At 71.8% G+C, this 25,555-nt stretch carries 26 protein-coding genes; 11 read left to right on the forward strand and 15 right to left on the reverse strand.

Going from position 1 to position 25,555, the window contains the following annotated elements; translation table 11 throughout:
* Window positions 1-4 precede the first annotated feature (4 nt).
* Window positions 5-1,435, forward strand: a complete 1,431-nt coding sequence (locus tag VTA80_RS05330; RefSeq protein WP_407344363.1) for a class II fumarate hydratase — start codon at window positions 5-7, stop codon at window positions 1,433-1,435.
* 113 nt (window positions 1,436-1,548) lie between these two features.
* Here VTA80_RS05330 and VTA80_RS05335 read toward each other — a convergent pair whose 3' ends face one another.
* The 4 genes from VTA80_RS05335 to VTA80_RS05350 form a co-directional block, all read right to left on the reverse strand.
* Complete coding sequence (locus tag VTA80_RS05335; protein ID WP_407344364.1) at window positions 1,549-3,306, reverse strand: methyl-accepting chemotaxis protein; 1,758 nt, start codon at window positions 3,304-3,306, stop codon at window positions 1,549-1,551.
* Complete coding sequence (locus VTA80_RS05340) at window positions 3,303-3,680, reverse strand: hypothetical protein (protein WP_407344365.1); 378 nt, start codon at window positions 3,678-3,680, stop codon at window positions 3,303-3,305. Before VTA80_RS05340 ends, VTA80_RS05335 begins: the two co-directional genes overlap by 4 nt.
* Before the next feature lie 127 nt (window positions 3,681-3,807).
* Window positions 3,808-5,082 carry a PhoH family protein gene (locus tag VTA80_RS05345; protein WP_407345697.1) on the reverse strand — a complete coding sequence of 425 codons (1,275 nt, stop codon included), beginning with the start codon at window positions 5,080-5,082 and terminating at the stop codon, window positions 3,808-3,810.
* 399 nt (window positions 5,083-5,481) lie between these two features.
* A complete protein-coding gene (locus tag VTA80_RS05350; RefSeq protein WP_407344366.1) occupies window positions 5,482-6,243 on the reverse strand; it encodes an isoprenyl transferase in 762 nt (253 codons plus the stop codon).
* Window positions 6,244-6,417: 174 nt separating this feature from the next.
* Here VTA80_RS05350 and VTA80_RS05355 point away from each other — a divergent pair, with 174 nt between their 5' ends.
* A complete protein-coding gene (locus tag VTA80_RS05355) occupies window positions 6,418-7,131 on the forward strand; it encodes a hemolysin III family protein (protein WP_407344367.1) in 714 nt (237 codons plus the stop codon).
* Here VTA80_RS05355 and VTA80_RS05360 read toward each other — a convergent pair.
* The 3 genes from VTA80_RS05360 to mca are packed head-to-tail and all read right to left on the reverse strand — an operon-like array spanning window position 7,128 to window position 9,237.
* The gene (locus VTA80_RS05360; RefSeq protein WP_407344368.1) at window positions 7,128-8,051 is read right to left on the reverse strand and encodes a nitrilase-related carbon-nitrogen hydrolase; all 924 of its coding nucleotides are present in this window, start codon (window positions 8,049-8,051) and stop codon (window positions 7,128-7,130) included. The two genes, VTA80_RS05355 and VTA80_RS05360, sit on opposite strands and share 4 nt — an antisense overlap.
* Window positions 8,048-8,380, reverse strand: a complete 333-nt coding sequence (locus VTA80_RS05365) for a hypothetical protein (RefSeq protein ID WP_407344369.1) — start codon at window positions 8,378-8,380, stop codon at window positions 8,048-8,050. The genes VTA80_RS05360 and VTA80_RS05365 overlap by 4 nt, the downstream gene beginning before the upstream one ends.
* Complete coding sequence (gene mca, locus VTA80_RS05370; protein ID WP_407344370.1) at window positions 8,377-9,237, reverse strand: mycothiol conjugate amidase Mca; 861 nt, start codon at window positions 9,235-9,237, stop codon at window positions 8,377-8,379. The genes VTA80_RS05365 and mca overlap by 4 nt, the downstream gene beginning before the upstream one ends.
* A gap of 128 nt (window positions 9,238-9,365) precedes the next feature.
* Between mca and VTA80_RS05375 the strand changes: the two genes are divergently transcribed.
* Together VTA80_RS05375 and greA are read left to right on the forward strand one after the other, a co-directional pair.
* Entirely contained in the window at window positions 9,366-9,785 is a 420-nt protein-coding gene (locus tag VTA80_RS05375; RefSeq protein WP_407344371.1) for a DUF4307 domain-containing protein, read from the forward strand.
* A gap of 177 nt (window positions 9,786-9,962) precedes the next feature.
* On the forward strand, window positions 9,963-10,466 hold the full coding sequence (gene greA, locus VTA80_RS05380; RefSeq protein ID WP_407345698.1) for a transcription elongation factor GreA: 504 nt from the start codon (window positions 9,963-9,965) through the stop codon (window positions 10,464-10,466).
* Between the two features lie 108 nt (window positions 10,467-10,574).
* Here the strand turns inward: greA and ilvA are convergent, their stop codons facing one another.
* The 3 genes from ilvA to VTA80_RS05395 are packed head-to-tail and all read right to left on the reverse strand — an operon-like array spanning window position 10,575 to window position 14,259.
* Window positions 10,575-11,840, reverse strand: a complete 1,266-nt coding sequence (gene ilvA / locus VTA80_RS05385) for a threonine ammonia-lyase (RefSeq protein ID WP_407345699.1) — start codon at window positions 11,838-11,840, stop codon at window positions 10,575-10,577.
* Window positions 11,841-11,842: 2 nt separating this feature from the next.
* On the reverse strand, window positions 11,843-13,030 hold the full coding sequence (locus VTA80_RS05390; protein WP_407344372.1) for an AI-2E family transporter: 1,188 nt from the start codon (window positions 13,028-13,030) through the stop codon (window positions 11,843-11,845).
* Complete coding sequence (locus VTA80_RS05395; protein ID WP_407345700.1) at window positions 13,027-14,259, reverse strand: cystathionine gamma-synthase; 1,233 nt, start codon at window positions 14,257-14,259, stop codon at window positions 13,027-13,029. The genes VTA80_RS05390 and VTA80_RS05395 overlap by 4 nt, the downstream gene beginning before the upstream one ends.
* Before the next feature lie 78 nt (window positions 14,260-14,337).
* Here VTA80_RS05395 and msrA point away from each other — a divergent pair, with 78 nt between their 5' ends.
* On the forward strand, window positions 14,338-14,994 hold the full coding sequence (gene msrA, locus VTA80_RS05400) for a peptide-methionine (S)-S-oxide reductase MsrA (RefSeq protein ID WP_407344373.1): 657 nt from the start codon (window positions 14,338-14,340) through the stop codon (window positions 14,992-14,994).
* A 39-nt stretch (window positions 14,995-15,033) separates the two neighbouring features.
* Here msrA and VTA80_RS05405 read toward each other — a convergent pair whose 3' ends face one another.
* Both VTA80_RS05405 and VTA80_RS05410 read right to left on the reverse strand, forming a co-directional pair.
* The gene (locus tag VTA80_RS05405) at window positions 15,034-15,459 is read right to left on the reverse strand and encodes a nitroreductase family deazaflavin-dependent oxidoreductase (protein ID WP_407344374.1); all 426 of its coding nucleotides are present in this window, start codon (window positions 15,457-15,459) and stop codon (window positions 15,034-15,036) included.
* 2 nt (window positions 15,460-15,461) lie between these two features.
* A complete protein-coding gene (locus tag VTA80_RS05410) occupies window positions 15,462-15,866 on the reverse strand; it encodes an FKBP-type peptidyl-prolyl cis-trans isomerase (RefSeq protein ID WP_407344375.1) in 405 nt (134 codons plus the stop codon).
* Between the two features lie 139 nt (window positions 15,867-16,005).
* On the opposite strand from VTA80_RS05410, the gene VTA80_RS05415 reads away from it, so the two are divergent.
* Complete coding sequence (locus VTA80_RS05415; protein ID WP_407344376.1) at window positions 16,006-16,917, forward strand: alpha/beta fold hydrolase; 912 nt, start codon at window positions 16,006-16,008, stop codon at window positions 16,915-16,917.
* Window positions 16,918-16,932: 15 nt separating this feature from the next.
* Entirely contained in the window at window positions 16,933-17,523 is a 591-nt protein-coding gene (locus tag VTA80_RS05420) for a TetR-like C-terminal domain-containing protein (protein WP_407344377.1), read from the forward strand.
* On the opposite strand, the gene VTA80_RS05425 is transcribed toward VTA80_RS05420, so the two are convergent.
* The gene (locus tag VTA80_RS05425; protein WP_407344378.1) at window positions 17,486-18,874 is read right to left on the reverse strand and encodes a cystathionine beta-synthase; all 1,389 of its coding nucleotides are present in this window, start codon (window positions 18,872-18,874) and stop codon (window positions 17,486-17,488) included. The two genes, VTA80_RS05420 and VTA80_RS05425, sit on opposite strands and share 38 nt — an antisense overlap.
* Before the next feature lie 104 nt (window positions 18,875-18,978).
* Complete coding sequence (locus tag VTA80_RS05430; RefSeq protein ID WP_407344379.1) at window positions 18,979-19,827, reverse strand: Bax inhibitor-1/YccA family protein; 849 nt, start codon at window positions 19,825-19,827, stop codon at window positions 18,979-18,981.
* Window positions 19,828-20,112: 285 nt separating this feature from the next.
* Here VTA80_RS05430 and VTA80_RS05435 point away from each other — a divergent pair, with 285 nt between their 5' ends.
* From VTA80_RS05435 to VTA80_RS05450, 4 genes are all read left to right on the forward strand, one after another.
* Window positions 20,113-21,096 (forward strand): ABC transporter ATP-binding protein, encoded by a 984-nt coding sequence (locus VTA80_RS05435; RefSeq protein ID WP_407344380.1) that lies wholly within the window; start codon window positions 20,113-20,115, stop codon window positions 21,094-21,096.
* Window positions 21,093-21,968: an ABC transporter permease subunit gene (locus VTA80_RS05440; protein WP_407344381.1), complete on the forward strand. Its 876-nt coding sequence runs from the start codon at window positions 21,093-21,095 to the stop codon at window positions 21,966-21,968. Before VTA80_RS05435 ends, VTA80_RS05440 begins: the two co-directional genes overlap by 4 nt.
* 170 nt (window positions 21,969-22,138) lie before the next feature.
* The gene (locus VTA80_RS05445; RefSeq protein WP_407344382.1) at window positions 22,139-23,461 is read left to right on the forward strand and encodes a sensor histidine kinase; all 1,323 of its coding nucleotides are present in this window, start codon (window positions 22,139-22,141) and stop codon (window positions 23,459-23,461) included.
* Between the two features lie 71 nt (window positions 23,462-23,532).
* Entirely contained in the window at window positions 23,533-24,249 is a 717-nt protein-coding gene (locus tag VTA80_RS05450; RefSeq protein ID WP_407344383.1) for a response regulator, read from the forward strand.
* Window positions 24,250-24,367: 118 nt separating this feature from the next.
* Here the strand turns inward: VTA80_RS05450 and VTA80_RS05455 are convergent, their stop codons facing one another.
* The gene (locus VTA80_RS05455; RefSeq protein WP_407344384.1) at window positions 24,368-25,540 is read right to left on the reverse strand and encodes a bifunctional 2-methylcitrate synthase/citrate synthase; all 1,173 of its coding nucleotides are present in this window, start codon (window positions 25,538-25,540) and stop codon (window positions 24,368-24,370) included.
* Window positions 25,541-25,555: the final 15 nt, after the last annotated feature.

Raw genomic sequence — 25,555 nt, forward strand, 5'->3', positions numbered from 1 at the left:
CCCCATGACCGACAACGCCGTCACCCCGACCACCACCACCGAGCCAGCGTTCCGGATCGAGCACGACACGATGGGCGAGGTGCGTGTGCCCGCCGACGCGCTCTACCGCGCCCAGACCCAGCGCGCGGTCGAGAACTTCCCGATCTCCGGCACGCGGCTCGAACGCAGCCACATCGAGGCGCTCGCCCGCATCAAGAAGGCCGCCGCGCGGGCCAACGCCGAGCTCGGGGTGCTCGACGGCGACATCGCGGCCGCCATCGTCGACGCCTGCGACGAGGTCGCCGGCGGCGCGCACGACGCGCACTTCCCGATCGACATCTTCCAGACCGGCTCGGGCACGAGCTCGAACATGAACGCCAACGAGGTCATCGCGACGCTCGCCACGCGCCATCTCGGCCGGGACGTGCACCCCAACGACCACGTCAACGCGTCGCAGTCCTCGAACGACGTGTTCCCGACGTCGGTGCACGTGGCGGCCACGGCCGGCGTCGTGCAGGATCTGGTGCCGGCACTCGAGCACCTCGCCGCCGCGCTCGAGCACAAGGCGCTCGAGTTCGCCGACGTCGTGAAGTCCGGCCGCACGCACCTCATGGACGCGACCCCGGTCACGCTCGGGCAGGAGTTCGGCGGGTACGCCGCCGCGATCCGGTACGGCGTCGAGCGCGTGCAGTCCGCCCTCCCGCGCGCCGCCGAGGTCCCCCTGGGCGGGACCGCCGTGGGCACCGGCATCAACACCCCCGCGGGCTTCCCGCAGCGGGTCATCGCGCTCCTCGTCGAGGACACCCACCTGCCGCTGACCGAGGCGCGCGACCACTTCGAGGCGCAGGGTGGACGCGACGGGCTCGTCGAGTTGTCCGGCGCGCTGCGCAGCGTGGCCGTGAGCCTGACCAAGATCTGCAACGACCTGCGCTGGATGGGGTCGGGCCCGAACACCGGGCTCGGCGAGATCGCGATCCCCGACCTGCAGCCCGGCTCGTCGATCATGCCCGGCAAGGTCAACCCCGTGATCCCGGAGGCGGTCCTCATGGTCGCCGCGCGCGTGATCGGCAACGACGCGACCGTCGCGTGGGCGGGCGCGAGCGGCTCGTTCGAGCTCAACGTGCAGATCCCGGTGATCGCGCTCGGCGTGCTCGAGTCGATCCGTCTGCTCACGAGCGCCTCGACGCTGCTCGCGGACAAGACCGTGAGCGGCATCCAGGCGAACGTCGAGCGGGCGCGCGCGCTGGCGGAGTCCTCGCCGGCGATCGTGACGCCGCTCAACCGCGTGATCGGCTATGAGTCCGCCGCCAAGGTCGCCAAGTACGCCGTCAAGCACGGCGTCACGGTCCGCGACGCGGTCATCGCCCTCGGCTTCGTCGACCGCGGCGAACTCACCCACGCGGACCTGGACAAGGCCCTGGACGTCATGTCCATGACCCGCCCCCCGCGCCCGTAACCCCTCCCCACCCCCTCCCACCCTTCGCCGAACTCGGAGGTTGGCGTCGAACTAGGACACCCGGGTGTCCTAGTTCGCGCGAAACCTCCGAGTTCGGGGGCAGGGCGCGGACGTTAGTGGTGGGTGAGTGTGAATTCTTGGACGCCGTTGGTCAGTTCGGTGGCTACTCGGCCGAGGTCGGCGACCGCCTGGCGCACCTGTCGGACCGTGTCCGACGTGTGGACCGAGGCATCTGCGACCTGGCTCACGCTCGAGGCGATGTCGATCGAGCTGTCCGCGGCAACCATCAGGTTGCGCTCGATCTCCCCCGTGGTCACGGTCTGCTCCTCGATCACCGCAGCGATCGAGGACTGGTGCTCGTCGACCACGCTGATCGACTCGGAGATCCGCTGGATCGCGGCGCGCACATCGGCGGCGTCGCGCTCGACAGCCGCGAGCACCGGGCCGATGGTGTCGATGGCTCCCGCGGTCTTCTGGGCGAGCCCCTTGACCTCCCCCGCGACCACCGCGAAGCCCCGGCCCGCCTCCCCCGCGCGGGCCGCCTCGATCGCGGCATTCAGCGCGAGCAGGTTCGTCTGCCCCGCGATCTGCGTCACCGTCGCGAGCACCTCGGCGATCTGGGCGGACGACCTCCCGAGCCGGGTGGCCGCGACCGCCGCCTCAGCCGTCACGACGACGGCGGTGGCCGCCTGCCCGGAGGCCGCCGCGACGTCCTGCGCGACCGACTCGATCGAGGCCCGCATCTCGGTCATCGCCACGGTGACGGCCTGCAGCTCCTCGCTCACCACGGACGCGCTCTGCGCCGCGCTGCCTGCCCGCAACGACGCCTCGCCCGCCATCGCCTCGAGCTTCCCGCTGGAGGAGTCGATCCCGTCCGCGGTGGCCCGGACCTCTTCCGCGCTGGTCTGCATCCGCACGACGGCGGAGTGCATGCCGCCGATCGCGTCCTGCAGCGCGACGCTCATCGTGCCGATCTCGTCCGCGCCCTGAGCCGTCAGCTCGACCGACAGGTCCCGGTCTGCGACCTGTCGCAGCGCCCGGGTCAGCTGTCCCACCCGGGCCACGATCCGACCCGACAACCAGACGACGACGGCGCCCGCCACGACGGTCACGGCGAGGCCGATCAGCAGCAGATTGCGCACGAGGGCGCTCGAACCCGCCGAGAGGCTGTCCGGGACGGCGTTGAGGTCCGCGTCGAAACCCCAGGCGGCCAACGTCCAGCCCCACGGTGCGTAGCGGCTCAGGCGCACCGTGGCCGCGCCGCCGTCACCCTCGCCGAGCCGGACCCGGACCTTCGCGGTCGCGTCGGCGGCCAGACCAGCAGAGGCGTCGATGAGGCCCTGCGCGTACGCGTTCCCCGCCGCGTCGACGGCGTCCAGCGCCGACGAGCCCTCGGTGCCGCCGGGTGGAGCCACGATGTACGCCCCCTTGGCGTCGACGACCGTGAGGTAGCCCTCGCTGCCCACCGTGATCCGCCCCAGGGCGGCGCGAAGCGGGGCGTCGACATCCTGCTGGGGGATCCCGACGAAGAGCGCCCCGACGACGTCCCCGGCCACGACCAGGGGGGCGTAGCCGGTGACGTAGGTCTGGCCGACGACCTGCGCGGTCCCGTAGAACACCGAACCCGCGAGCACGGCGGCCACGACCGGGTTCGGCGTGCCGTCCGCCGCCGTCGCGGGGATATAGGTACCGATCGCTCGGGTGCCCTTCGCGCTCGGCACGCTCGTCGCGACGCGGAGCAGGTCGTCCGAGCCGCCGATGCGCTGGAAGATGGTCACGGCGGTCCCGAGCAGCCCTGCGACCTCGTCGACCACGGGCGTCGGCACGGCAAGGTCAGCGTTCTGGCCGAGCCACTCGCCGCCGATGGTCAACCGAGGAAGCTCGACCGGGTGCGACTCCTGGGTGGTCTGATCGACCGCGGTCCACGGGACGGCACCCCGAAGGCGACGGCGCCGCGCGCAGCGACGACCTGCTCGGCCACGCGCAGCGACGCCTCCATGCGGTCCGTCACGGTCGCGACCTGCGTCTGCACGAGGTCAACCGACTGCGCGAGGGTCTGGGTCACGGACGCGTCGTTGAGGGTGTCGACCTGGGACCGCGCCCGCTGCGCCAGGCTCCCGGTCTGCACCCCGCCGACCGCGGTCAGGAGCACCGCCGTCACCACGACCGCGCCGGCTCCCATGGCCACGAGCTGCGCCCGCAACCCCTTTCGTGCCGAACGCCGGGCGGGGTCGCTGGATCGCATGAGAACTCCTGGGTCGAGTCATTGTGGCCAAGGTGCAGCAAGAGCCGGCGGGCCCCCTGTACCCGCCGACTCTGATGCCTGCCTTATCGGCCGTCACTACTTCCCATTTAGTAGTTCTTGACCGGCTCTAGACCTCTATGCCCTCCAGCATCTCGGTGACCAGGGCGGCCACCGGCGAGCGTTCCGAGCGGGTCAGGGTGACGTGGGCGAACAGCGGGTGACCCTTGAGCGCCTCGATGACAGCCGCGACGCCGTCGTGCCGGCCGACGCGCAGGTTGTCGCGCTGCGCGACGTCGTGCGTGAGGACCACGCGCGAGCTCTGCCCGATCCGGGACAGGACCGTGAGCAGCACGTTCCGCTCGAGCGACTGCGCCTCGTCGACGATCACGAACGCGTCGTGGAGCGAGCGGCCGCGGATGTGGGTGAGCGGCAGGACCTCGAGCAGCTCGCGGTCCATGACCTCCTCGACGACCTCCTTGGAGACGACGGCCTCGAGCGTGTCGAAGACCGCCTGGGCCCACGGCCCCATCTTGTCCGACGCATCGCCGGGCAGGTAGCCGAGGTCCTGACCGCCCACCGCATACAGCGGGCGGAAGACCATCACCTTGCGGTGCTGTCGCCGCTCGAGCACAGCCTCGAGGCCGGCGCACAGGGCGAGCGCCGACTTGCCGGTCCCGGCCCGGCCACCGAGCGACACGATGCCGATCTCCGGGTCGAGCAGCAGGTCGATGGCGATCCGCTGCTCGGCGCTGCGCCCGTGCAGCCCGAACACGTCCTGGTCCCCGCGCACGAGCTGCACGTGCTTGTCCGCGGTGACCCGCCCGAGCGCCGACCCGCGGGGCGAGCGCAGCACCAGCCCCGTGTGGCACAGCAGCCCCCGCGCCGAGGCACCCTCGACCTCCGCGAGATCGATCGCCTCGTGCTCCCACGTAGCGGCCATCTGCGCCTCGGAGATGGCCAGCTCGTCCATCCCGGTCCAGCCGGAGTCCACCGCGAGCTCGGCCCGGTACTCCTCGGCCCGCAGCCCGACGGCGGACGCCTTGACCCGCATCGGCAGGTCCTTGGACACCAGGGTCACGTCGCGTCCCTCGAGGGCGAGGTTCTTGGCGACGGCGAGGATCCGGTTGTCGTTCTCGCCGAGCCGGAAGCCGACGGGGAGCTGATCGGCACTGGTGTGGTTCAGCTCGACGTGCAGCGTGCCGCCCTCGTCGCCGATCGGCAGGGGCTCGTCGAGCCGGCCGTGCTCGATCCGCAGGTCGTCCAGCAGGCGCAGCGCCGAGCGGGCGAAGTACCCCAGCTCGGCATGGTGCCGCTTGGCCTCGAGCTCGGTGATGACCACGACCGGCAGGACGACGTCATGCTCCTTGAACCGCAGGATCGCGCGCGGGTCGGACAACAGCACGGAGGTGTCGAGGACGTACGTCCTGCGGCCGTCAAAACCGTTCGCGACGCCCTGGGCGTCCGCGGTACGGGTGGTGTCCTGGCTCGGTGCGTCAGTGACCACGACGTGCTCCCTCCGGCGCCTGCGCGCCGTTCTCGCTACCTCGGACCGGCGTTGTGCCGTTCGTCGGCGACTGGGTGGGGGTCGGTCGGCCATGAGGGCCGGATCCGGCCCTCCCCCGGGAGCAGGTGCTCCATGGGCTGACCTCCCGCGGGGCGGCTGGTGCCGTCCGTTACCGCGGGAGGTTACGCCGGGGTCGGTTCCGGGAGAAGCGACACGCAGGCGGGAATTCTGATGTTCATCCGGGCAGGAGATTCGTTGGCGCGGCGTTTGCCGAATGCGACCCCTGGCGAGGAGAAATCAGCGGCCGAGGCGTCGCTCGCGCTCGGCGAACGCGCGCAGCGCCCGGAGGAAGTCGACCCGCCGGAAGTCGGGCCAGTAGGCCTCGCAGAAGTAGAACTCCGAGTGCGCGCTCTGCCACAGCAGGAAGCCGCCCAGGCGCTGCTCGCCGGAGGTCCGGATGACGAGCTCGGGGTCGGGCTGACCCTTGGTGTAGAGGTGGTCGGCGATCTGGTCGACGTCGAACGACTCGGCGAGGGCCTCGAGCGAGGTGCCCTTGTCGACCTCCTCCCGCAGCAGCGACCGGAAGGCGTCCGCGATCTCGTGCCGCCCGCCGTAGCCGATGGCGACGTTGACGTGCAGCCCCGTGACGTCGCCGGTGCGCTTCTCGGCGGCGCGCAGCTGCTCGGCAGCGACCGCGGGGAGCAGATCGAGGTCACCCATGACCTGGAGACGCCAGCGACCCGTGTCGGCCAGATGGCACACCGCATCGGTGATGATCGAGACGAGCTCCGCGAGCTCTTCCGGGTTGCGGCCCAGGTTGTCGGTGGACAGCATCCACAGCGTGACGACCTCGACCCCGACCTCTTCGGACCAGGCCAGCAGCTCGGTGATCTTGTCCGCACCGCGCTTGTGCCCGGTCGAGGCCGGTTCACCGAAGGACCGCGCCCACCGCCGGTTCCCGTCCAGGATGACCCCGACGTGCCGGGGGATCACCTCGCGCGGCAGCGACGCCGCCAGACGGCGCTCGTAGAGCCCGTACAGCGGATGGGGCAGGTGCACGCGGGTGACCTTCCAAACGGGGGAACAAGTGAGGTCACGCTACCGCGCGCGCGGGGCGCCAGCCCGCGCGAGTCCTCACCGACGCGTACCTACGGTGCAGTAACCTACGTATGCGTAAGTGCGACATCCGCAAGAATGTCTGCAAGGCCCGCACACTCCAAGGAGCGATCACCGATGGAACGCAGTCGAACCGCAAGTCGGGGCGCGGCCATGGGTGACGCGGTGCGCTCCGGCGCCACGCAGATGGCCGACGCCGTCAAGCCAAAGCTGCGCGGTTGGATCCATGCCGGGATGTTCCCGCTCGTCGTCGCGGCGGGGATCGTGCTCGTCGTCCTGTCCCCCACGCCCGCGGCCAAGATCTCGACCGCCGTGTTCGCGTTCACGTCGGTGCTCCTGTTCGGCGTCAGCGCCGTCTACCACCTGGGCACCTGGTCACCCCGGGTGACCGGGGTGCTGCGCCGGATGGACCACTCGAACATCTTCCTCATCATCGCGGGCACCTGCACCCCGCTCGCCGTGGTCCTCCTGCCGCCGACCACGGCCAAGATCATGCTCTGGGTCGTCTGGTCCGGAGCCCTCCTGGGTCTGCTCGGCCGGGTCATCTGGCTCGGCGCGCCGCGGTGGGTCTACACGCCGGTCTACGTCGCGCTCGGCTGCGTGAACCTGTTCTTCGTGCCCGACTTCTGGCGCGAGGGCGGACCCGCCATCGTCTGGCTGATCGTCGCCGGCGGGGCGGCCTACATCGCCGGCGCGGTCGTCTACGCGCTCAAGCGGCCGAACCCGAGCCCGCGCTGGTTCGGGTTCCACGAGGTGTTCCACGCGCTCACCGTCGTCGGCTTCACCTGCAACTACATCGCGGTGTCGATCGCGTCGTACGGCTCGGCCTAGTCCGTCTCCTGCCCGACGGCGGTCTCCTGCCCGACGGCGGTCTCCGGCCCGACGGCGGTCTCCGGCCCGACGGCGGTCTCGCGCGGCACCACGGCGTAGCGCCGGTTCGCGAGCGACGGGTTGTGCGCGCGGACCTCGGCCAGCGCCGCCGGATCGAGATCGGCGGTGGCGACCTCCGCGGCCGTGCCCAGCTCGAGCTGGACGACGCCGTCGGCCCCGATGACGAGCGACCGGCCGCTCACACCGAGCCCCGCCTGCCCGACGGCGACCACCACGGCCGTGTTCTCGATCGCGCGAGCCACCGCGAGCGCACGCCAGTGCGCCGCCTTGTGCGGCCCGGCTGCCCACGCCGCCGGCACCACGAGCACCTGCGCGCCGGCGTCCACGAGCCGGCGAGCCATCTCGGGGAAACGCAGGTCGTAGCAGGTCATGATCCCGAACCGCAGCCCCGCGACGTCCAGGACGACCGGCGGGGCATCCGGCGCGCCCGCCTCGAGCCGGTCCGACTCCCGCTGGCCGAACGCGTCGTAGAGGTGGACCTTGCGGTAGACCCCGGCCACGGCGCCGTCGGCGTCGATCGCCACGACCGCGTTCACCGCGCGGTCCGGGCCCGCACCGGGCAGGGTCGTGCCCGCGATCACGGCGACCCCGGCGGCCGCCGCCTGCGCGCCGAGCTCGCGCACGAACGGTCCCGCGAGCGGTTCGGCGTGCGACGGGCCGACGCCGCGCGGGTCGAAGCCCGAGGCGTACTCCGGCAGGACGAGCAGGTCCGAACCGGCCGCGGCGGCGGCGGCCAGCGCCGCCAGCACCTGACGCAGGTTCGCGGCGTGGTCCGCACCGACGGTCAGCTGGCCGACCGTGACCCGGACCGCGGGCCGTACCGGGCCCGGTTCCCGCACGCCCGGAGTCGGCGTGGTCATCGCCCGGCGTCGTCCGGGGCGTCGTCGGCGGAGGCACCCGATGCCGCCGCGGCGGCCTCCTCGGCGTCGATCTGGGCCTGGCGGCGGTTCACGCCGCGCAGCTTGTTCGTCAAGGACAGGAACAGCCCGATGCAGGCCAGCGCGATAAGGAACACGGGCAGGAACCCGATGAGCCCCGGCGAGACGTCGCCTGGCTCGAGGTTGCCCGACAGGGACGGGCTGGGCGACGGGGCCGGCGTGGCGGTCGCCGTCGTCCAGGCAACGGACCCGGACCCGGACGCGAGTCCGGTGACCTGCAGCGCGGCACAGTCGAGCGGGACGGCGGTCATGACGAACCTTCCAGGTGGATCCCGGCGAACAGGTCGTCCTCCGGCAGGGTGGTGGGGACGTGCGAGACGGCCAGCTCGTAGTCCTCGAACGGCCAGGTCTCAGCCTCGATCGCGCGCGGGATCGCGAAGAAGAACCCGTCCGGGTCGATCTGCGTGGCGTGCGCGCGCAGCGCGTCGTCGCGGGCCCCGAACCAGGGGGCGCACGCGATCCGGGTGGTCACCGAGCGCTCGGGGATCTCGCGCGCCTGCCGCGACTCGATCCAGTCCCCGAACGGCGACTCCCGCCCGGCGGCGAGCAGCGCCTCGTGCATCGCGCGCATGCGCACCATCGAGAAGCCGTGGTTGTAGTACAGCTTGAGCGGCTGCCACGGCTCGCCCCGCCCGCGGTACCGCTCCGCGTTGCCCGCCGTCTCGAACGCCTCGACCGAGACGCGGTGGCACATGATGTGGTCCGGGTGCGGGTAGCCGCCGCTCGGGTCGTAGGTCGTCACGACGTGCGGACGGAACTCCCGGATCAGCTCCACGAGCGGCGCCGCGGCCTCCTCGAGGGGAGTCAGCGCGAAGCAGCCCGGCGGCAGCGGGGGCATCGGGTCGCCGTCGGGCAGGCCCGAGTCCTCGAAGCCGAGCCACTGCTGGCGGACCCCGAGCGCCCGGGCCGCGTCGGCCATCTCGGCGCGCCGGATCTCGCGCATGGCATCGATCCCGCCCTCGACCGGCGGGTAGTTCGGGTTGAGCAGGTCGCCGCGCTCGCCGCCCGTGCAGGTCACCACGAGCACCTCGACGCCCTCGGAGACGTACCGGGCCGTCGTGGCCGCCCCCTTGCTCGACTCGTCGTCGGGGTGGGCGTGCACCGCCATGAGGCGAAGTCGATCTGTTGACACCGCGATCCTCCTGCGTCGGCCACCCCTGCGGGGCAGCGGGTCGAGAGACAATGTTCTCGCATCCGCGCACCTCACTGCGCCTGATTGGTTCCGAGAGGACCCCGATGAGCGAGTCGAGCACCCCGCACGCCCCGGCGGGTCGGTACGGACCGGAGCCGACGGCGGGTCGCCGTCGGGCCGTCGTCCTCGCACTCGCGACCGTCGGCGCCGTCGCACTCGGGCTGGTGGTCTGGATCGGGATCGGGGTGCTGCAGGACCCCGTGCAGTTCAAGGACGTCGGCTACTCGGTCCAGGGCCCCGAACGCATCGACGTGACCTTCGACGTGATCAAGGATCCGGCTGTGACGGTCGAGTGCACGGTGCACGCCCTCAACAAGAGCTTCGGCGAGGTCGGACTCGTCCGCGTGACCCTCGGCCCTGCCCCCGCCCAGATCCAGCGCCACACCGTGACCGTGCCCACGCAGGAGCTCGCGGTGACCGGGATCGTCAAGTCCTGCCAGGTGACGCCGGACGCGACCCGCTAGCCCGTTCCGGTCACCGCATCTGCCGCCTGCGGCCCACGGTTGCTAGACTGAGCGATTCACACGCCGCCCCGACGCGGCGTGGACCGAGGTCGACGCCGTCGGGAGAGTTTCAGCGTGGACAACCAGCGCACCCGCTCGCCGTGGTGCGCCCGACGTTCGACCACCGTGTCGATCTGCATGTGCGAAGGAGCGATCGTGACCGAGACTGCCGCCGTCACTTGGCTGACCCAGGAGGCCTACGACCGGCTCAAGGCCGAGCTCGACCAGCTGTCCGGGCCGGGTCGGACCGACATCACCGAGAAGATCGCCACCGCCCGCGACGAGGGTGACCTCAAGGAGAACGGTGGCTACCACGCAGCCCGCGACGAGCAGGCCAAGATGGAAGCCCGCATCCGCGCGCTGACCGTCAAGCTCCGCCACGTCGAGATCGGCACCCCGCCCGACGACGGCGTCGTGGAGCCCGGCATGGTCGTCACCGCGGTTGTGGCCGGCGACGAGATGACCTTCCTGCTCGGCTCGCGCGAGATCGCCGGCTCGGCACAGATCGAGGTGTACTCGCCGACCTCGCCGCTCGGCACCGCGATCAACGGCAGCGCCGTCGGCGACAAGGTCAGCTACGCCACCCCGAGCGGCAAGCAGGTCCAGGTCGTGATCGTCGCCGCGAAGCCCTTCCAGTCCTGAGTTGTCCCGCCCCGCACGCCGGGGCGGTCGACGAACCGGGAGCTCTGGTCGCCCTGACCCGAGGTCAAGCGACCAGAGCTCCCGGTTCGTTCTTTGTCTGGGCGGGCGTCAGCCCGGGACGATGCGGAAGCCGGCCGTGGTGAGCTGATCCAGGACCTGCGCGCAGTGCTCGGGCCCCTTTGTCTCGAGCTGGACGTCGATCTCGACCTCGGCGATCGCCAGGTCCCCGCGCGTGCGCACGTGGCCGACGTGCTCGACGTTCCCGCCGCTGGCCGCCAGTTGGGCCAGGAGCGCGGCGAGCGAACCGGGCCGGTCGTCGATCCGCACCCGGAACTGCAGGTACCGCCCGGCGGAGGCGAGCCCGTGCCGCAGCACGCGCAGCAGCACCAGCGGGTCGATGTTCCCCCCCGACAGGACCGCGACCGCGGTGCCCTCGAACTCGCCGGCGGCATCCATCAGGGCCGCGACGCCGGCCGCCCCCGACGGCTCGACCAGCAGCTTGCCGCGCTCGGCCACGAGCAGCAGCGCCCGCGAGATGGACTCCTCGCTGACCGTGCGGACCTCGACCTCGGCCTGGCGCAGCAGCGTGAACGGCACGAGCCCGGGCGTGCCGACGGCGATGCCGTCGGCCATGGTCGCCAGACGGGTGGCGGTCACCGGGTGGCCCGCGGCGATCGACGCGGGGTACGCGGCCGCGCTCGCGGCCTGCACGCCGATCACACGCACGTCGGGTCGCAACGCCCGCACCGCGGTCGCGATGCCCGCGGCGAGCCCGCCGCCGCCGATGGGCACGAAGATCGTCTTCACGTCGGGGACCTGCTCGAGGATCTCGAGCCCGACGGTGCCCTGCCCGGCGATGATGTCGACGTGGTCGAAGGGGTGGATCAGCACGGCGCCGGTCCGGGCCGCCTCCGCGTGGGCCGCCACGAGCGCCTCGTCGACCGAGCTCCCCACCAGCCGCACCTGCGCCCCGTAGTCCCGGGTCGCGGCGATCTTCGGCAGCGCGGCGTCGGTGGGCATGTACACCACGGCGTCGATCCCGAGCAGCTGGGCCGCCAGGGCGACCCCCTGCGCGTGGTTGCCCGCGCTCGCCGCCACGACGCCGCGCGCCTGCTCGGCGGGCGTCAGCCGCGCCATCCGGACGTACGCCCCGCGGATCTTGAACGAGCCCGCGCGCTGGAGGTTCTCGCACTTGAGGACCACGTGCGTGCCCGCCAGCGACGAGAGCCCGCGACTCTCCTCGACCGGGGTGAACGTCGCGACGCCGTCGAGCAGGCGGGCCGCGGCCTGCACGTCCTCGAGGGTGACGGCCACAACGCCGTCGGAGACGGCGTCGTCAGGCGCAACGCCGTCGGACACCTGGGGCAGGGTCATCGTCACGCCGCCGATCGCGTCGAGATGTACGGGTCGGTGCCGAGATCGGGGTACTTGTCGTGCCCGTTGAGGTAGAGCAGCACCGTGTTGACCACGGCCGCGATCGGTACCGCGAACAGCGCGCCGACGATCCCCGCGGCCATGGAACCCGCGGCGACCGCGAGCAGCACCGCGACGGGGTGCAGCGAGACGGCGTGTCCCATCAGCAGCGGCTGCAGCAGGTGGCCCTCGATCTGCTGCACCAGGAGCACGACGGCGAGCATGGCCAGCGCGACCACGGGACCGTGCGCGACGAGCGCGACGAGGATCGCGACCGACCCGGAGATCAGTGCACCGACGATCGGGATGAACGAGCCGAGGAACACCAGTGTCGCGAGCGGCAGGGCGAGCGGGACCTGCAGGATCGCGGCCCCGATCCCGATGCCGATCGCGTCCACGAGCGCCACGAGGATCTGCGTGCGCGTGTACGCGCCGAGCGCGACCAGCCCGCGCCGACCGGCCTCGTGCGTGCGCTCGCGGGCCGAGCGCGGCAGCAGACCGACGACCCAGAACCAGATCCGGCGGCCGTCGATCAGGAAGAACAGGGTGCAGAACAGTGCGATGAGCGCCCCGGTGCCGACGTGCCCGAGCGCGGTCGTCACGGACAGCGCGCCGGACAGCAGCGAGGTCGCGTTGTCGCTGATCGAGGCCGACGCCTGCTGCCGGTACGCCTCGATCTGGCTGGCGCTGATCTGCAACGGGCCGGTCGAAAGCCAGCCGATGAGCTTGTCCAGCCCGGCCGTGGCCTCGTTCGCCAGGTCGGCGAACCCGTTGACTATCGAGTTCCCCGCGAGCGTGAGCAGCCCGCCGATCACGACCAGCAGCCCGACCACCGAGGTGGCCGCCGCCGCCACGCGCGAGAACCGGGCCCGCGTGCGCAGCCACCGGGAGACCGGGGTCAGCAGCACGCTGAGCAGCAGCGCGACCGCGACGGCGACCGCGATCACCTTGAAGTAGGACAGCAGCCAGAGCCCGGCGGCGGTCGCGGCCGCGATCACGAGCAGTCGCCACGACCAGGCCGCCGACAGCTGCACGGACCGCGGCAGGGCGGCGTCGAGCACGCTGCGTGCGGGGTCCGACTGCGCGGGCGTCGTTGTCGCGGGGGCTGAATCCGGCGCGGACGCCGGGCCCGGCTCGGCTGCGTCGATCACGCGAGCGCCTGGGTGAGGTCCGCGATCAGGTCGGCGATGTCCTCGATGCCGACCGAGAGCCGGATCAGGTCGGCGGGAACCTCGAGCGCCGTGCCGACCAGCGCGCCGTGGGTCATCTGGCCGGGGAGCTCGATGAGCGACTCGACGCCGCCGAGCGACTCCGCGAGCGTGAACACGCGCGTGCGGGCGCACACCTCGAGCGAGGTCTCGACGCTGCCCGTGCGGAACGACACCATGCCGCCGAAGCCGCTCATCTGGCGCGATGCGACGTCGTGCCCGGCGTGCGAGGCGAGCCCGGGGTAGATGACCTCGGTGACGCGCGCGTGCCCCTCGAGGAACGCCGCGACGGCGGCCGCGTTCGCGCAGTGCCGGTCCACCCGGACCGCGAGCGTCTTGAGCCCGCGCAGCGTGAGCCACGAGTCGAACGGCCCGGCGACCGCGCCCGAGGCGTTCTGGTGGAACGCGACGGCGTCCGCGAGCGCCGTCGTGCCGGTGGGGCCGTCGAGGCCCACGGGCAGCTGCGCGCCGTCGGCCACGATCAGGGCCCCGCCGACGACGTCGCTGTGGCCGCCGATGTACTTGGTCGTCGAGTGCACGACGACGTCCGCGCCGAGCGCCAACGGTTGCTGCAGGTACGGCGTGGCGAACGTGTTGTCGACGATGAGCAGCGCGCCCGCGGCGCGGCACATCGCGGCGATCGCGGCGATGTCGCTCACGCCGAGGAGCGGGTTGGTGGGCGTCTCGACCCAGACCGCCTTGGTTCGACCGGGCTCGATCGCGGCGAGCACCGCGTCGAGGTCGGTGAGGTCGACCGGGGTGTGGTCGATGCCCCACGGACCGAAGACCCGCGCGATCAACCGGTACGTGCCGCCGTAGGCGTCGTCGCCCATCACGACGTGGTCACCGGGGCGCAGGATCGCGCGCAGCAGGGTGTCCTCCGCGGCGAGCCCCGAGGCGAACGCGTACCCGTGCGCCCCTCCCTCGACCGCGGCCAGCGCCTCCTCGAGCGCGGCCCGGGTCGGGTTCGCCGACCGCGAGTACTCGTACCCGCCGCGCAGCCCGCCGACGCCGTCCTGCTTGTACGTGGAGACCTGATAGATCGGGGTGACCACGGCGCCGGTGGCGGCGTCCGGGGCCTGCCCGGCGTGGATCGCGCGGGTGGCGAACCCGGCGTCGGACCAGTCGGGTTCGGGCTGCAGGTGCTGAGGCGTGGTGGTCACGCACGCCAGGCTACGGGGTGGACCTGGCGGGAACACCCACCGGGTCGGCGGGCGTTGCACCCCTCGAGGATAAGAAAGGTGACCCACATGTTCGGATCGGTGCTCAAGACGACGATGGTGGCCCCCGAGCGCGCGCTGCGCGGCCGGCCGGCGTACGGCTACGAGATCCCCGCGACCCATGCCGTGCTCGGCACGCCGCTGCGCGGACCCTGGCCGGTCGGGACGGCTCAGCTCTACCTCGCGATGGGGTGCTTCTGGGGTGCCGAGAAGGCCATGTGGAAGCTGCCCGGCGTGGTCACCACGGCGGTGGGCTACCAGGGCGGGTTCACGCCGTTCCCGTCCTACGAGGAGGTGTGCACCGGGCTGACCGGGCACACCGAGGCCGTCATGGTCGCGTACGACCCGGAGGTCCTCACGCACGAGGAGCTGCTGCGGGCGTTCTGGACGTCGCACGACCCGACGCAGGGCTTCCGGCAGGGCAACGACGCGGGGACGCAGTACCGCTCGGCGCTGTACTTCACGACCCCGGAGCAGGAGGCTGCGGCGGCCGCGACGCGCGCGGCGTACCAGGTCGAGCTCTCCCGCGCGGGGTTCAAGGCGATCACCACCGAGCTGCGACCGGCGTCCGAGGTCGGCGAGTTCTTCTACGCCGAGGACTACCACCAGCAGTACCTCGCGAAGAACCCGAACGGCTACTGCGGCCTGGGCGGCACCGGGGTCTCCTGCCCGATCGGGCTCACGTAAGGCCTGATCGGGCCCGCTGGGGGCTAGGGGCGCGGTGAGCTAGGGGCGCGGTTCGCAGACCACGACCGGGATCTGCCGGGAGGTCTTCTCCTGGTAGCCCGCGTAGCCGGGGTTGTTGGCCACGGCCGCGTCCCACAGCTCGGCCCGCTCGGCCCCTTCGGCCGTGCGGGCCCGCATCGGCTTCGTGACGGAGCCGCGCTGCACGAGGACGTCGGGGTGCGCCACGAGGTTGCGGTACCACCCCGGGTCCTTGTCGGCGCCGCCCGCGGAGGCGATGACCACGAGCTTGTCACGCACCACCGTCACGGCGAGCGGCGTGGTGCGGGGCTCGCCCGTGGTGCGGCCCGTCGTCGTGAACAGGACCTGCTCCAGGTGCCCGAACCGGCCGCCGACCCGCCCGCCGGTCCACCGGAAGACGAGTGCGTGCAACCGGATGACCAGCAGGGCGGGGCGGCTGATCGCCATCGTCAGTTCACGCCCACGATGTCGACGACGAACACGAGCGTGTCGGTGCCCTTGATGCCGGCCGCGGGCATGCCGCGCGGGCCGTAGCCCAGGTGCGGCGGGATCGACAGGATCAGGCGGGAGCCGATCTGGCGGCCGACCAGGCCCTCGTCCCAGCCCGCGATGACGGCGCCGAGGCCGATCGGGAAGCTGATCGGGGTGCCGCGGTCGTACGAGTTGTCGAAGATGGCCCCGCCCCAGCACTGGCCGAGGTAGTTGACGACGAGGTCGTCCCCGGCCACGACGACGTCGCCGTCGCCGGGCTCGAGCACCGCGACCTCGAGCTCGGCCGGCGCGGGTCCTTGCGGGAAGGTGAGCACGGGCTTCTCGCCGAACGTTCCGGTGGCCTCGGGCAGAACAGCAGACATGGGGAACTCTCCTCGGTTGCGGGTAGAGACATCTTGCAGGTTTTTCCCGGCCGCTGGTGCGCCCGGCGCGCGCGACCACGCTCCGGGCAGGTTTCGTAGGGGTTGACGATCTTTGGCTAATGGCATTAGCCTGACGAACATGGACACTTCACGCACCCCCGATCGCGTGGGCTCCGCCGATGCCGGCCCCACCACGCAGCCCGCACCGCAGTACCTGTCCCGGCCGGAGGGCCGCATCTCCTACACCGTCCAGGGCGCCGGCCCGGTCGTCGTCCTCGTCCCCGGGATGGGGGACCTGCGCTCGACCTGGCGAGAGCTCGTCGGACCGCTCGTCACGGCCGGATACCGCGTCGCGGTGACCGACCTGCGCGGCCACGGCGACTCCGACACGACCTTCAGCCGCTACGGCGACATCGCCACCGGCGAGGACCTGATCGCGCTGGTCCGCGAGCTCGGTGACGAGCCCGCCGTCCTGATCGGCAACTCGATGGGCGCCTCGGCGGCGATCTGGGCGGCCGCCGAGCGTCCCGACCGCGTCGCGGGCCTCGTGCTGGTGTCCCCGTTCCTGCGCGAACCGAAGCAGGTCCCGGGGATGGCGGGCCTGCTCCGGCTGGTCTACCGCCTCCTGTTCGCTCGCCCGTGGGGCGCGTCCGCCTGGGCGTCGTACTACCGCCGGGTGCTGTCGAAGGGCGCCACGGCTCCCTGGCTCGACGAGCACGTCGCCGACCTGCGGACGAGCCTGCGCCGAGCCGGTTACCTGCGAGCGTTCCGCCGCCTTACCCTCCAGCTCACCCACAAGCCGGTCGAGGAGCGGCTCGCCGAGGTCCGGGCGCCGGCGGTCGCGTTCGTCGGCGAGCTCGACCCGGACTTCGCGGACCCCGCTGCTGAGCTCGCCTGGATCGTCGAGGCGCTCGACGCGCGGGGCGTCGCGGTTCCCGACGCCGCGCACTACCCCCAGCACCAGGCGCCCGCCCTCGTGCTGCCCATCGTCCTCGAGCACCTCGCCGGCCTCCGCCGGACCACCGGCCCCGCAGCCCGCTGGGACCTGTAGGTGCCTCGGGCGGGGTTGAACCGGACCGCGGTCGTCGAGGCGGCACTGGCCGTCGTCGACGCCGGTGGACCGACCGGGTTCGCCGACCTGACCCTCGCCGCCGTGGCCGCCCGGGTCGGCGTCGCCGTGCCCAGCCTGTACAAGCACGTCCACGGGCTCCCGGACCTGCGCCGGGGCGTCGTCCAGGTCTGCGTGGTGGACCTCGCCGACGCGCTCACGGCGGCCACGGCGGGGCTCGCCGGGGCGCGGGCGGTCCACGCGGCCGCCGGGGCCGTGCGGACCTTCGCGCGGACGACACCCGGGCGGTACGCCGCGACGCAGCGGGCGGAGTGGGCCGTGGACCCCGCGGCTGCCGAGATCCGCGCCGCGGCCGCCCGGACGGTGGCCGTGATCGCCGGGGCGCTGCAACCGCTCGACGTGCCACCGGAGCGCACTATCGACGCGGTCCGCGCGGTGCGGGCGGCAGTGCACGGCTTCGTCGTGCTCGAGCTCGAGGGCGGGTTCGGACTGCCCGACGACGTCGACGTCAGTTTCGACTACCTCATCACCACGGTGATCCAGGGCTTGGTCAGCGCGTCAGGTAGCCCAGCAGGTCGTGGCGGGTGAGCACCCCGATCGGGTTGCCGTCGTCGACCACGAGCAGGGCGTCGTGCTCCTTGAGGGCTTTGCGGGCGGTCTCGACACTGTCGCCCGTGCCGATCAGCGGCAGCGGCGCGGACATGTGCTTGTCGACCCGGTCGGCCAGCGCCGCGGCGCCCGAGAACACCGCGTCGGTGAGGTCACGTTCGCTGACGGATCCCGCGACCTCGCCGATCATCACGGGCGGCTCGGCCTTGACCACGGGCATCTGCGACACGCCGTACTTCTGCAGGATCTCGATCGCGTCGCGGACGGTCTCGGTCGGGTGCGTGTGCACCAGCTCGGGCAGGGCGCCGGACTTCGTGCGCAGCACGTCGGCGACGCTCGCCCCGTCACCAGCGCTGAGGAACCCGTAGGACCGCATCCACGGATCGCTGAAGATCTTCGACAGGTACCCGCGACCGCCGTCGGGCAGGAGCACGACGACGACGGCGTCTGCCGTGCCCTCGCGCTCGAGCCGGGCCGCGAGCCGCAGCGCGGCGACCACGGCCATGCCGGACGAGCCGCCCACGAGCAGCCCCTCCTCGCGGGCGAGGCGTCGGGTCATGGCGAACGAGTCGGCGTCGGACACCGCGATGATCTCGTCGGGGACGGACGGGTCGTACGCCGTCGGCCAGAAGTCCTCGCCGACGCCCTCGACGAGGTAGGGGCGCCCGTCGCCCCCCGAGTACACCGAGCCCTCGGGATCGGCGCCGACGACGACGACCGCGCCGTCGGCCCGGGACGCGCTCGCGTCCTTGAGGAACCGGCCGGTGCCGGTGATGGTGCCGCCGGTGCCGACGCCGGCGACGAAGTGCGTCACGCGCTCGTCGGTGTCCGCCCAGATCTCGGGGCCGGTCGTCGCGTAGTGGCTCGCGGGACCGTTGGGGTTCGCGTACTGGTTCGGCTTCCAGGCGCCCGGGATCTCGGTGACGAGCCGGTCGGAGACCGAGTAGTAGGAGTCCGGGTGGGTCGGGGCGACGGCGGTCGGGGTGACCACGACCTGCGCGCCGTACGCGGTGAGCACATCCCGCTTGTCCTGCGACACCTTGTCGGGGCACACGAACACGCAGCGGTAGCCCTTGCGCTGGGCGACGAGCGCGAGCCCGACGCCGGTGTTGCCGCTGGTGGGCTCGACGATCGTGCCGCCCGGGCGCAGCTCGCCGCTGGCCTCGGCCGCCTCGACCATCTTCAGCGCGATGCGGTCCTTGACCGACCCGCCGGGGTTGAGGTACTCGACCTTCGCCAGCACGGTCGAGGTGAGCCCGTCGGTCACGGACGAGAGCCGGACGAGCGGGGTGTGCCCGACGAGCTCGGTGATGTGCTGGGCGTACTTCATTGCGGGTGAGCGCTCCGATCGAAGGCCGTCAACGGGCGAGCGCTGACGTCCTGTCGGACGTCAGCGCTCGGACGTTGCGGCGTGGTGGGTGGGTCGAGCCGAGGCTAGTTGCGGAAGATCGCGATCAGCCGCAGGAACTCCAGGTACATCCACACGAGGGTGACGACCAGGCCGAAGGCGGCGGTCCAGGCGAGCTTCGCCGGGACGCCCATCTCCACGCCGCGCTTGATGGAGTCGAAGTCGACGATCAGCATCGCGGCGGCCAGGCCGACCGCAAACAGCCCGACGACGATGCCCATGGGGCCGCTGCGCAGCGGCCCGAAGTCGCCGCCGCCGACGTTGAACCAGATCAGAACTACGTTGACCAGCGAGAACACGAGGTAGCCGACCATCGCGATCAGCAGCCACCTGGTGAACTTAGGGGTGACGCGCACCTTGCCCGAGCGGAAGAGCACAAGGCAGGCGGCGAACGTCGACATGGTGGCGAGGACGGCCTGCACCACGATGCCGGGCCACTGGGCCTCGAAGTACCAGGAGATCCCACCGAGGAACACGCCCTCGGCCACGCCGTACAGCATGATCAGCGCAGGGCTGGGGCTCTTCTTGAACGAGTTGACCATGCCGAGCACGAAGCCGATGAGCGCGCCACCGATCGCGAGCGGCATCCGCACCGCCTCGGGCGCCACGAACCACGTCACCGCGGCGGCGACGACCACGATCGTGAGCAGGAACCCGCTCTTCATGATCACGTCGTCATACGTCATCCGGCCGGTCTGCGCCGAGGTGGCGGACGGCGAGCCGTACATCTGGTCGAGCTGGGCGGCGGTGTAGCCCGCCGTCGTTGCGGTGGTGTCCTGCACGACGGTGCCGGACTGCCGACCGGCCTGGTTGGGCTTGCCGGCCTTCTTCGGGTCCCGGAACACCGGGTTGTTGTCGAAGACGGGGTTGCTCATCGATTCCTCCTGGTCGCGCGGTGCCCGCCCCGCGCTGGGGCGCAGATCGGCGCAAGTTGACTGGCCGATCATTACTGTACGCAACGCCCCACATGACGCCGGCGTTCCCGCCCGCCGCGCCGATCGCGCCGCGAGCGCGGAGTTCATCCCTGCGACGCACGCATCCTCCTTGCGGCGTACAGCGTGCTCACAGCGAGATCCCTCCCCCGGGGGTCTCGCCGAGGGAGGTGGCGGCCCTACCGTCGAACCCGTACCCGAACCGCCATCGACCCGAAGGAATCTCCCATGATCGAGGCCCACGGCCTGACCAAGCGATACGGAAAGAAGACCGCGGTCGACGACATCTCGTTCACCGTCCAACCCGGCCTGGTCACCGGCTTCCTCGGCCCGAACGGTGCCGGCAAGTCGACCACGATGCGGATGATCGTCGGCCTGGACCGCCCCACGCACGGCACGGTGACCGTCAACGGTCGCCCGTACGCCCAGCACCGCGACCCGCTGCGGCAGGTCGGCGCGCTGCTCGACGCCAAGGCGGTCCACACCGGCCGCAGCGCGTACAACCACCTGCTCGCGATGGGCGCCACGCACGGCATCGGCAAGACCCGGATCAACGAGGTCATCGAGATGACCGGGCTCGAGTCGGTCGCCAAGAAGCGCGTCGGCGGCTTCTCGCTCGGCATGGGCCAGCGCCTGGGCATCGCGTCCGCGCTGCTCGGCAACCCGCACACCCTGATCCTCGACGAGCCGGTCAACGGTCTCGACCCCGAGGGCGTCGTCTGGGTTCGCAACCTCGTGCGCTACCTCGCGAGCGAGGGTCGGACGGTCTTCCTGTCCTCGCACCTCATGAGCGAGATGGCCCTCACCGCGGACCACATCATCGTCGTCGGCCGCGGACGCGTGCTCGCGGACGCCCCGGTCGCCGACATCGTCGCGCGGGCCGCCGGGACCACGGTGCGCGTGCGCAGCCCCCAGGCCTCGCAGCTCGTCGAGCTGCTCGCCGGCCCGGGCGTGTCCTTCACGTCCACCGCCCCGCAGGCCGTCGAGATCACCGGCAGCACCGCGGAGGCGATCGGCGAGGCCGCCGCCGCCGCGCAGCTCGTGCTGCACGAGCTCACCCCGGTGGTGGGTTCGCTCGAGGACGCATACATGTCCCTCACGCAGGACTCGGTCGAGTACCACTCGGCCCCGACCGGTCCAGGATTCGACCACCTCACCGGCGAGCCCGGCACCCACGCAGCCCACGTCAGCCCGGAAGGCGCGAACCGATGAGCACGCAGACCCTCACCACCTCGACCGACGCGCTCCCGGGCGCTCGCCGGGAAGACAGCCGCATCCACCTCACGTTCCCGCGCATCGTCCGGTCCGAGTGGATCAAGTTCCGCACGCTACGCTCCACGATCTGGACGCTCGCCACGACCGTCGTGCTCATGGTCGGCATCTCCCTGCTGTTCGCGTGGGGCGTGACCAGCTCCACCGGCCAGGGTGGCAACCCGAACGACTTCGGGGGGCTGACCGGCGCCAACGTCGCGACCGGCGGGTACTTCTTCGGCCAGCTCACCCTCGCGGTGCTCGGCGTCCTGGTGATCAGCGGGGAGTACTCCACCGGCATGATCCGCTCGACGCTGGCTGCGGTCCCGACCCGGCTGCCCGCACTGTGGGCCAAGGCCCTCGTGCTCGGCGTCACCTCCTTCGTGGTCAGCTGCATCGCGATCGGGATCTCCGTCCTCGCCACCCGCGCGATGCTCGCCCCGCTCGACCTCGCCGTCGACCTCGGTGACCCGGAGCAGGTCCGGATCCTGCTCGGCGCGGCGCTCTACCTGACCACGATCGCCCTGCTCGCGTACGCGTTCGGTGCGCTGCTACGGCACTCCGCTGCCGCCCTCGCGGCGGTGCTCGGCCTCCTCCTGGTCGTCGAGAACGTCTTCCTGCTCATCCCGCTGACATTCTTCGAGAAGGTCAGCCCGTTCCTGCCGTCCACGGCGGGCGCGCAGCTGATGATGCCGCAGGCCCAGATCGACCTCATGGCCACGACCGCCACCGGCGCCGTCCTCAGCCCCTGGGAGGGCTTCGCGGTCCTGGTCGCCTGGGTCGTCGTCCTCCTCACCGCGGCAGCGGTCCTCCTCAAGCGCCGCAACGCGTAACCCCCACCAACCCACCACCTCCCCTCCCTCCCCCCCATGCCCCACCCCCCGCGAACTCGGAGGTTTGCGTCGAACTCGCACACTGTGGTGTGCGAGTTCGCGTCAAACCTCCGAGTTCGCGGGGCCGTTTGGTCCGGGAGAGGGATCGGGAGAGGGAGAGGGGTGGGGTCGTGAGTGGGGTTGAGCCCGTCTTCACCGAGCTGAACACTCGGCGGCTCGGGCCGGTGCGGCGGTACTTCCTGCGGCATCCGCGGGCGATGGATGTGCTGGTGGCCGCGCTGTTCGGCGTGCCCGCACTGCTCGCGGGAATCTTCTCCGACCAGTCGCAGATCTCGCTCGGGGTGCTCGCCGTCGTCGGCTCCGTCGCGCTGATGTGGCGCCGGCTCTACCCGGTCTGGACCGCGACGGCGATCGGCAGCCTCGCCGCGATCACGGTCGGGGTGACGGGAAACCTCAACGGGTACGACCTGGCCATCGCGTTCGCGATCTACGCGGTCGCCGTCGCCCGGCCGCTGCGCACCACGTGGCTGACGTCGCTCGTGCTCGGGATCACGACGTCCGGAGCGGTCTGGCTCTGGCAGCACCCGGTTCCCGGCCCCGACGGGTCGGGCCTGTTCTTCGGCCCGGCCGACGGAGAGTCCCTCACCGACGCGCGCGTCTCCTCGATCACGAGCCTGCTGATCGTCTCCCTCGCCGCAATCGCGATCGGCACCAACGTACGCAACCGCCGGCTGCACCTCGCCGCGCTCGTGGACCGCGCGAACCGGCTCGCGGTCGAGCGCGACCACCAGATCAAGCTCGCAGCGGCGCAGGAGCGCACCCGCATCGCGCGCGAGATGCACGACGTCGTCGCACACAGCCTCTCGGTCATGATCGCCCTGGCCGACGGCGCGAGCGCCGCGCTCGACCGCTCCCCCGAGCGCGCCCGCGACGCGGTGACCGAGCTCTCCGAAACCGGGCGGACCGCGCTCGCCGACATGCGCCGCGTGCTCGGGGTGCTGCGCGACCCCGAGGCGCCGCTCGGTCCGCAGCCGGGCGTCACCGACCTCGCCGAGCTCGTCGAGGGTTTCCGCAACGCCGGGCTCCCCGTCCGCACGACGTTCGCCGGCGAACCGCTGCCCACCGACCCCGGTCTGCAGCTCGCGGTCTACCGCATCATCCAGGAGTCCCTCACGAACTCCCTGCGCCACGCGCGCGGCGCCGGCCTCGTCGACCTCGTGCTCAGCTACGCCGTCGGCCGGGTCGAGATCACCGTGACCGACGACGGCGGCCTGCGCGCGCGAGCCTCCGCGGTGCCCCCGCCGGCCGCGGGCGGCGCCGGGATGAGCGCGCCGACACGTCCGGGGAGCGGCGGTCTCGTGACCGCGGGCGGCAAGGGCATCATCGGGATGCGCGAGCGGGCGGCCGTCTACGGCGGGGTCGTGGAGGCCGGGCCCCATGCGGGCGGCTGGCGGACCCACGCGGTCCTGACGTGGGACGACACCCCGGGGTGAGCGACGAACGGACGGACGGCGATCGGGCGGCGGTGACCGAACCCGCACCCGCCCTGGTGGAGACTGCTCCCGTGGAGAATCCTCAGACCCGGTCCGGCCCCTCCCCCGCGCACCCGATCGGGCTGCTGCTGGTCGACGACCAGGCGTTGCTGCGGATGGGCTTCCGGCTCGTGCTCGAGGCGGAGGACGACCTGGTGGTGCTGGGCGAGGCGGGCGACGGCGCGCTCGCCGTCACGCAGGCCATCGCGCTGCGCCCCGACGTCGTGCTCATGGACGTTCGGATGCCCGGGATGAACGGGATCGACGCGACCGAGCGCATCGTCGCCGCGTTGCCCGAGTGCCGCGTCATCATCCTGACGACGTTCGACCTCGACGAGTACGCGTTCGCCGGGCTGCGCGCCGGCGCGAGCGGGTTCCTGCTCAAGGACGCCCGACCGGCCGAGCTGACGGCGGCGATTCGCACGGTGGCCGCCGGCGACGCGGTCATCTCACCCCGCGTGACTCGACGCATGCTCGAGATGTTCTCCGGGTACCTGCCGGCGACGGGCGACGTCCCGCCCGGGGGCGACGGGCTGGACCCGCGCCTGCGCCTGCTGACCCCGCGCGAGCTCGAGGTGCTCGGGACGATCGCCGAGGGGATGAGCAACGCGGAGATCGCCGAGCACTTCGTGCTGTCGGAGGCCACCGTGAAGACGCACGTCGGGCGGATCCTCGGCAAGCTTCAGCTCCGCGACCGGGTGCAGGCCGTCGTGCTCGCCTACGAGTCGGGCCTCGTCAAGCCGGGCTGATCGCCGTCGGGCGCTGGACGGCACTGGACAGAGCGAGACCGCGCAGAAACGCCGAAAGGGCCCGGCACCGGTGTGCCGAGCCCTTTCGACCGCGCCCCCCGGGCGCGTCAGCGACGACCTACGCGGTCAGGCCGCGCGTGGCCAGCTCGGCCGGGACGTCCCGCTGCGCGACGCCGTCGTAGCTGCTCAACGGACGGATCAGCGAGTTGTGCGCGCGCTGCTCGGCGATGTGGGCGGTCCAACCCACGATGCGGGACATCACGAACATCGGCGTGAACATCTCGATGTTGAAGCCCATGAGGTAGTACGTTGGCCCGGTCGGGAAGTCCAGGTTCGGCCAGATCCCCCGCGCCTTGAGCATGGTCTGCTCCAGCTCGGTGTACATCGTGGTCCAGCGCTCGCCGCCCTCGACGACCGCGGCCGTGTTCCAGAACGCGGCCTTCATCGTCGGGACCCGCGAGTCCTCGTTCTTGTAGACCCGGTGACCGAACCCCATGACCTTGCGGTGCTCGGCCAGCTCGTTGAGCATCCAGGCCTCGGCCTTGTCCGGGTCACCGATCTCGAGCATCGTGTGCATGACGGCCTCGTTCGCGCCACCGTGCAGCGGGCCCTTGAGGGCGCCGATGGCGGCAGTGACGGCGCTGTACTGGTCGGACATGGTCGACGTGACCACGCGCGCCGTGAACGTCGAGGCGTTGAACGAGTGCTCCATGTACAAGATCAGCGAGGTCTCGAAGGCGTGCGTGATCTCCTTGGAGGGCACCGAGCCAAACGTCATGTGGAAGAAGTTGTCCACGTAGTTCAGCGACTCGTCCGGCGGGATCGGCTCGAGGCCGAGCCGACGGCGGTGGTCGATCGCGACGACGGTCGCGATCTGGGCGAGCAGCCACTCGCTCTTGATCTGGTTCTTCTCCGGGTCGTTCGTCTCCGCGTCCGGGTCCTCGGAACCGATCCAGCTGACCGCGGTGCGCAGCGTGTCCATCGGGTGACAGACCGTCGGGAGCAGCCGCAGGGCGAGCATGAGGCCCGGCGACAGCGCCCGGCGCGAGCGCTGCTTGGTCTCGAACTCCTCGAGCTGCTCCGGCGTCGGCAGCTCGCCGTGCCACATGAGGTAGCAGACCTGCTCGAAGCTGCAGTGCGCGGTGAGGTCCTGGACCGAGTAGCCGCGGTACGTCAGGGAGTTGGTCTCCTTCATGACGTTCGAGACCTTCGTGGTGTCGGCGACCACGCCCGCGAGACCGCGGTGGATCACCGGCGGTGCCGGCTCCGGTGCTGCGCCAGTGGTTGCCATGTTGTCCGTTGCTGT

The organism is Pengzhenrongella phosphoraccumulans (assembly GCF_045689905.1).
Taxonomy (GTDB): Bacteria; Actinomycetota; Actinomycetes; order Actinomycetales; family Cellulomonadaceae; genus Pengzhenrongella; species Pengzhenrongella phosphoraccumulans.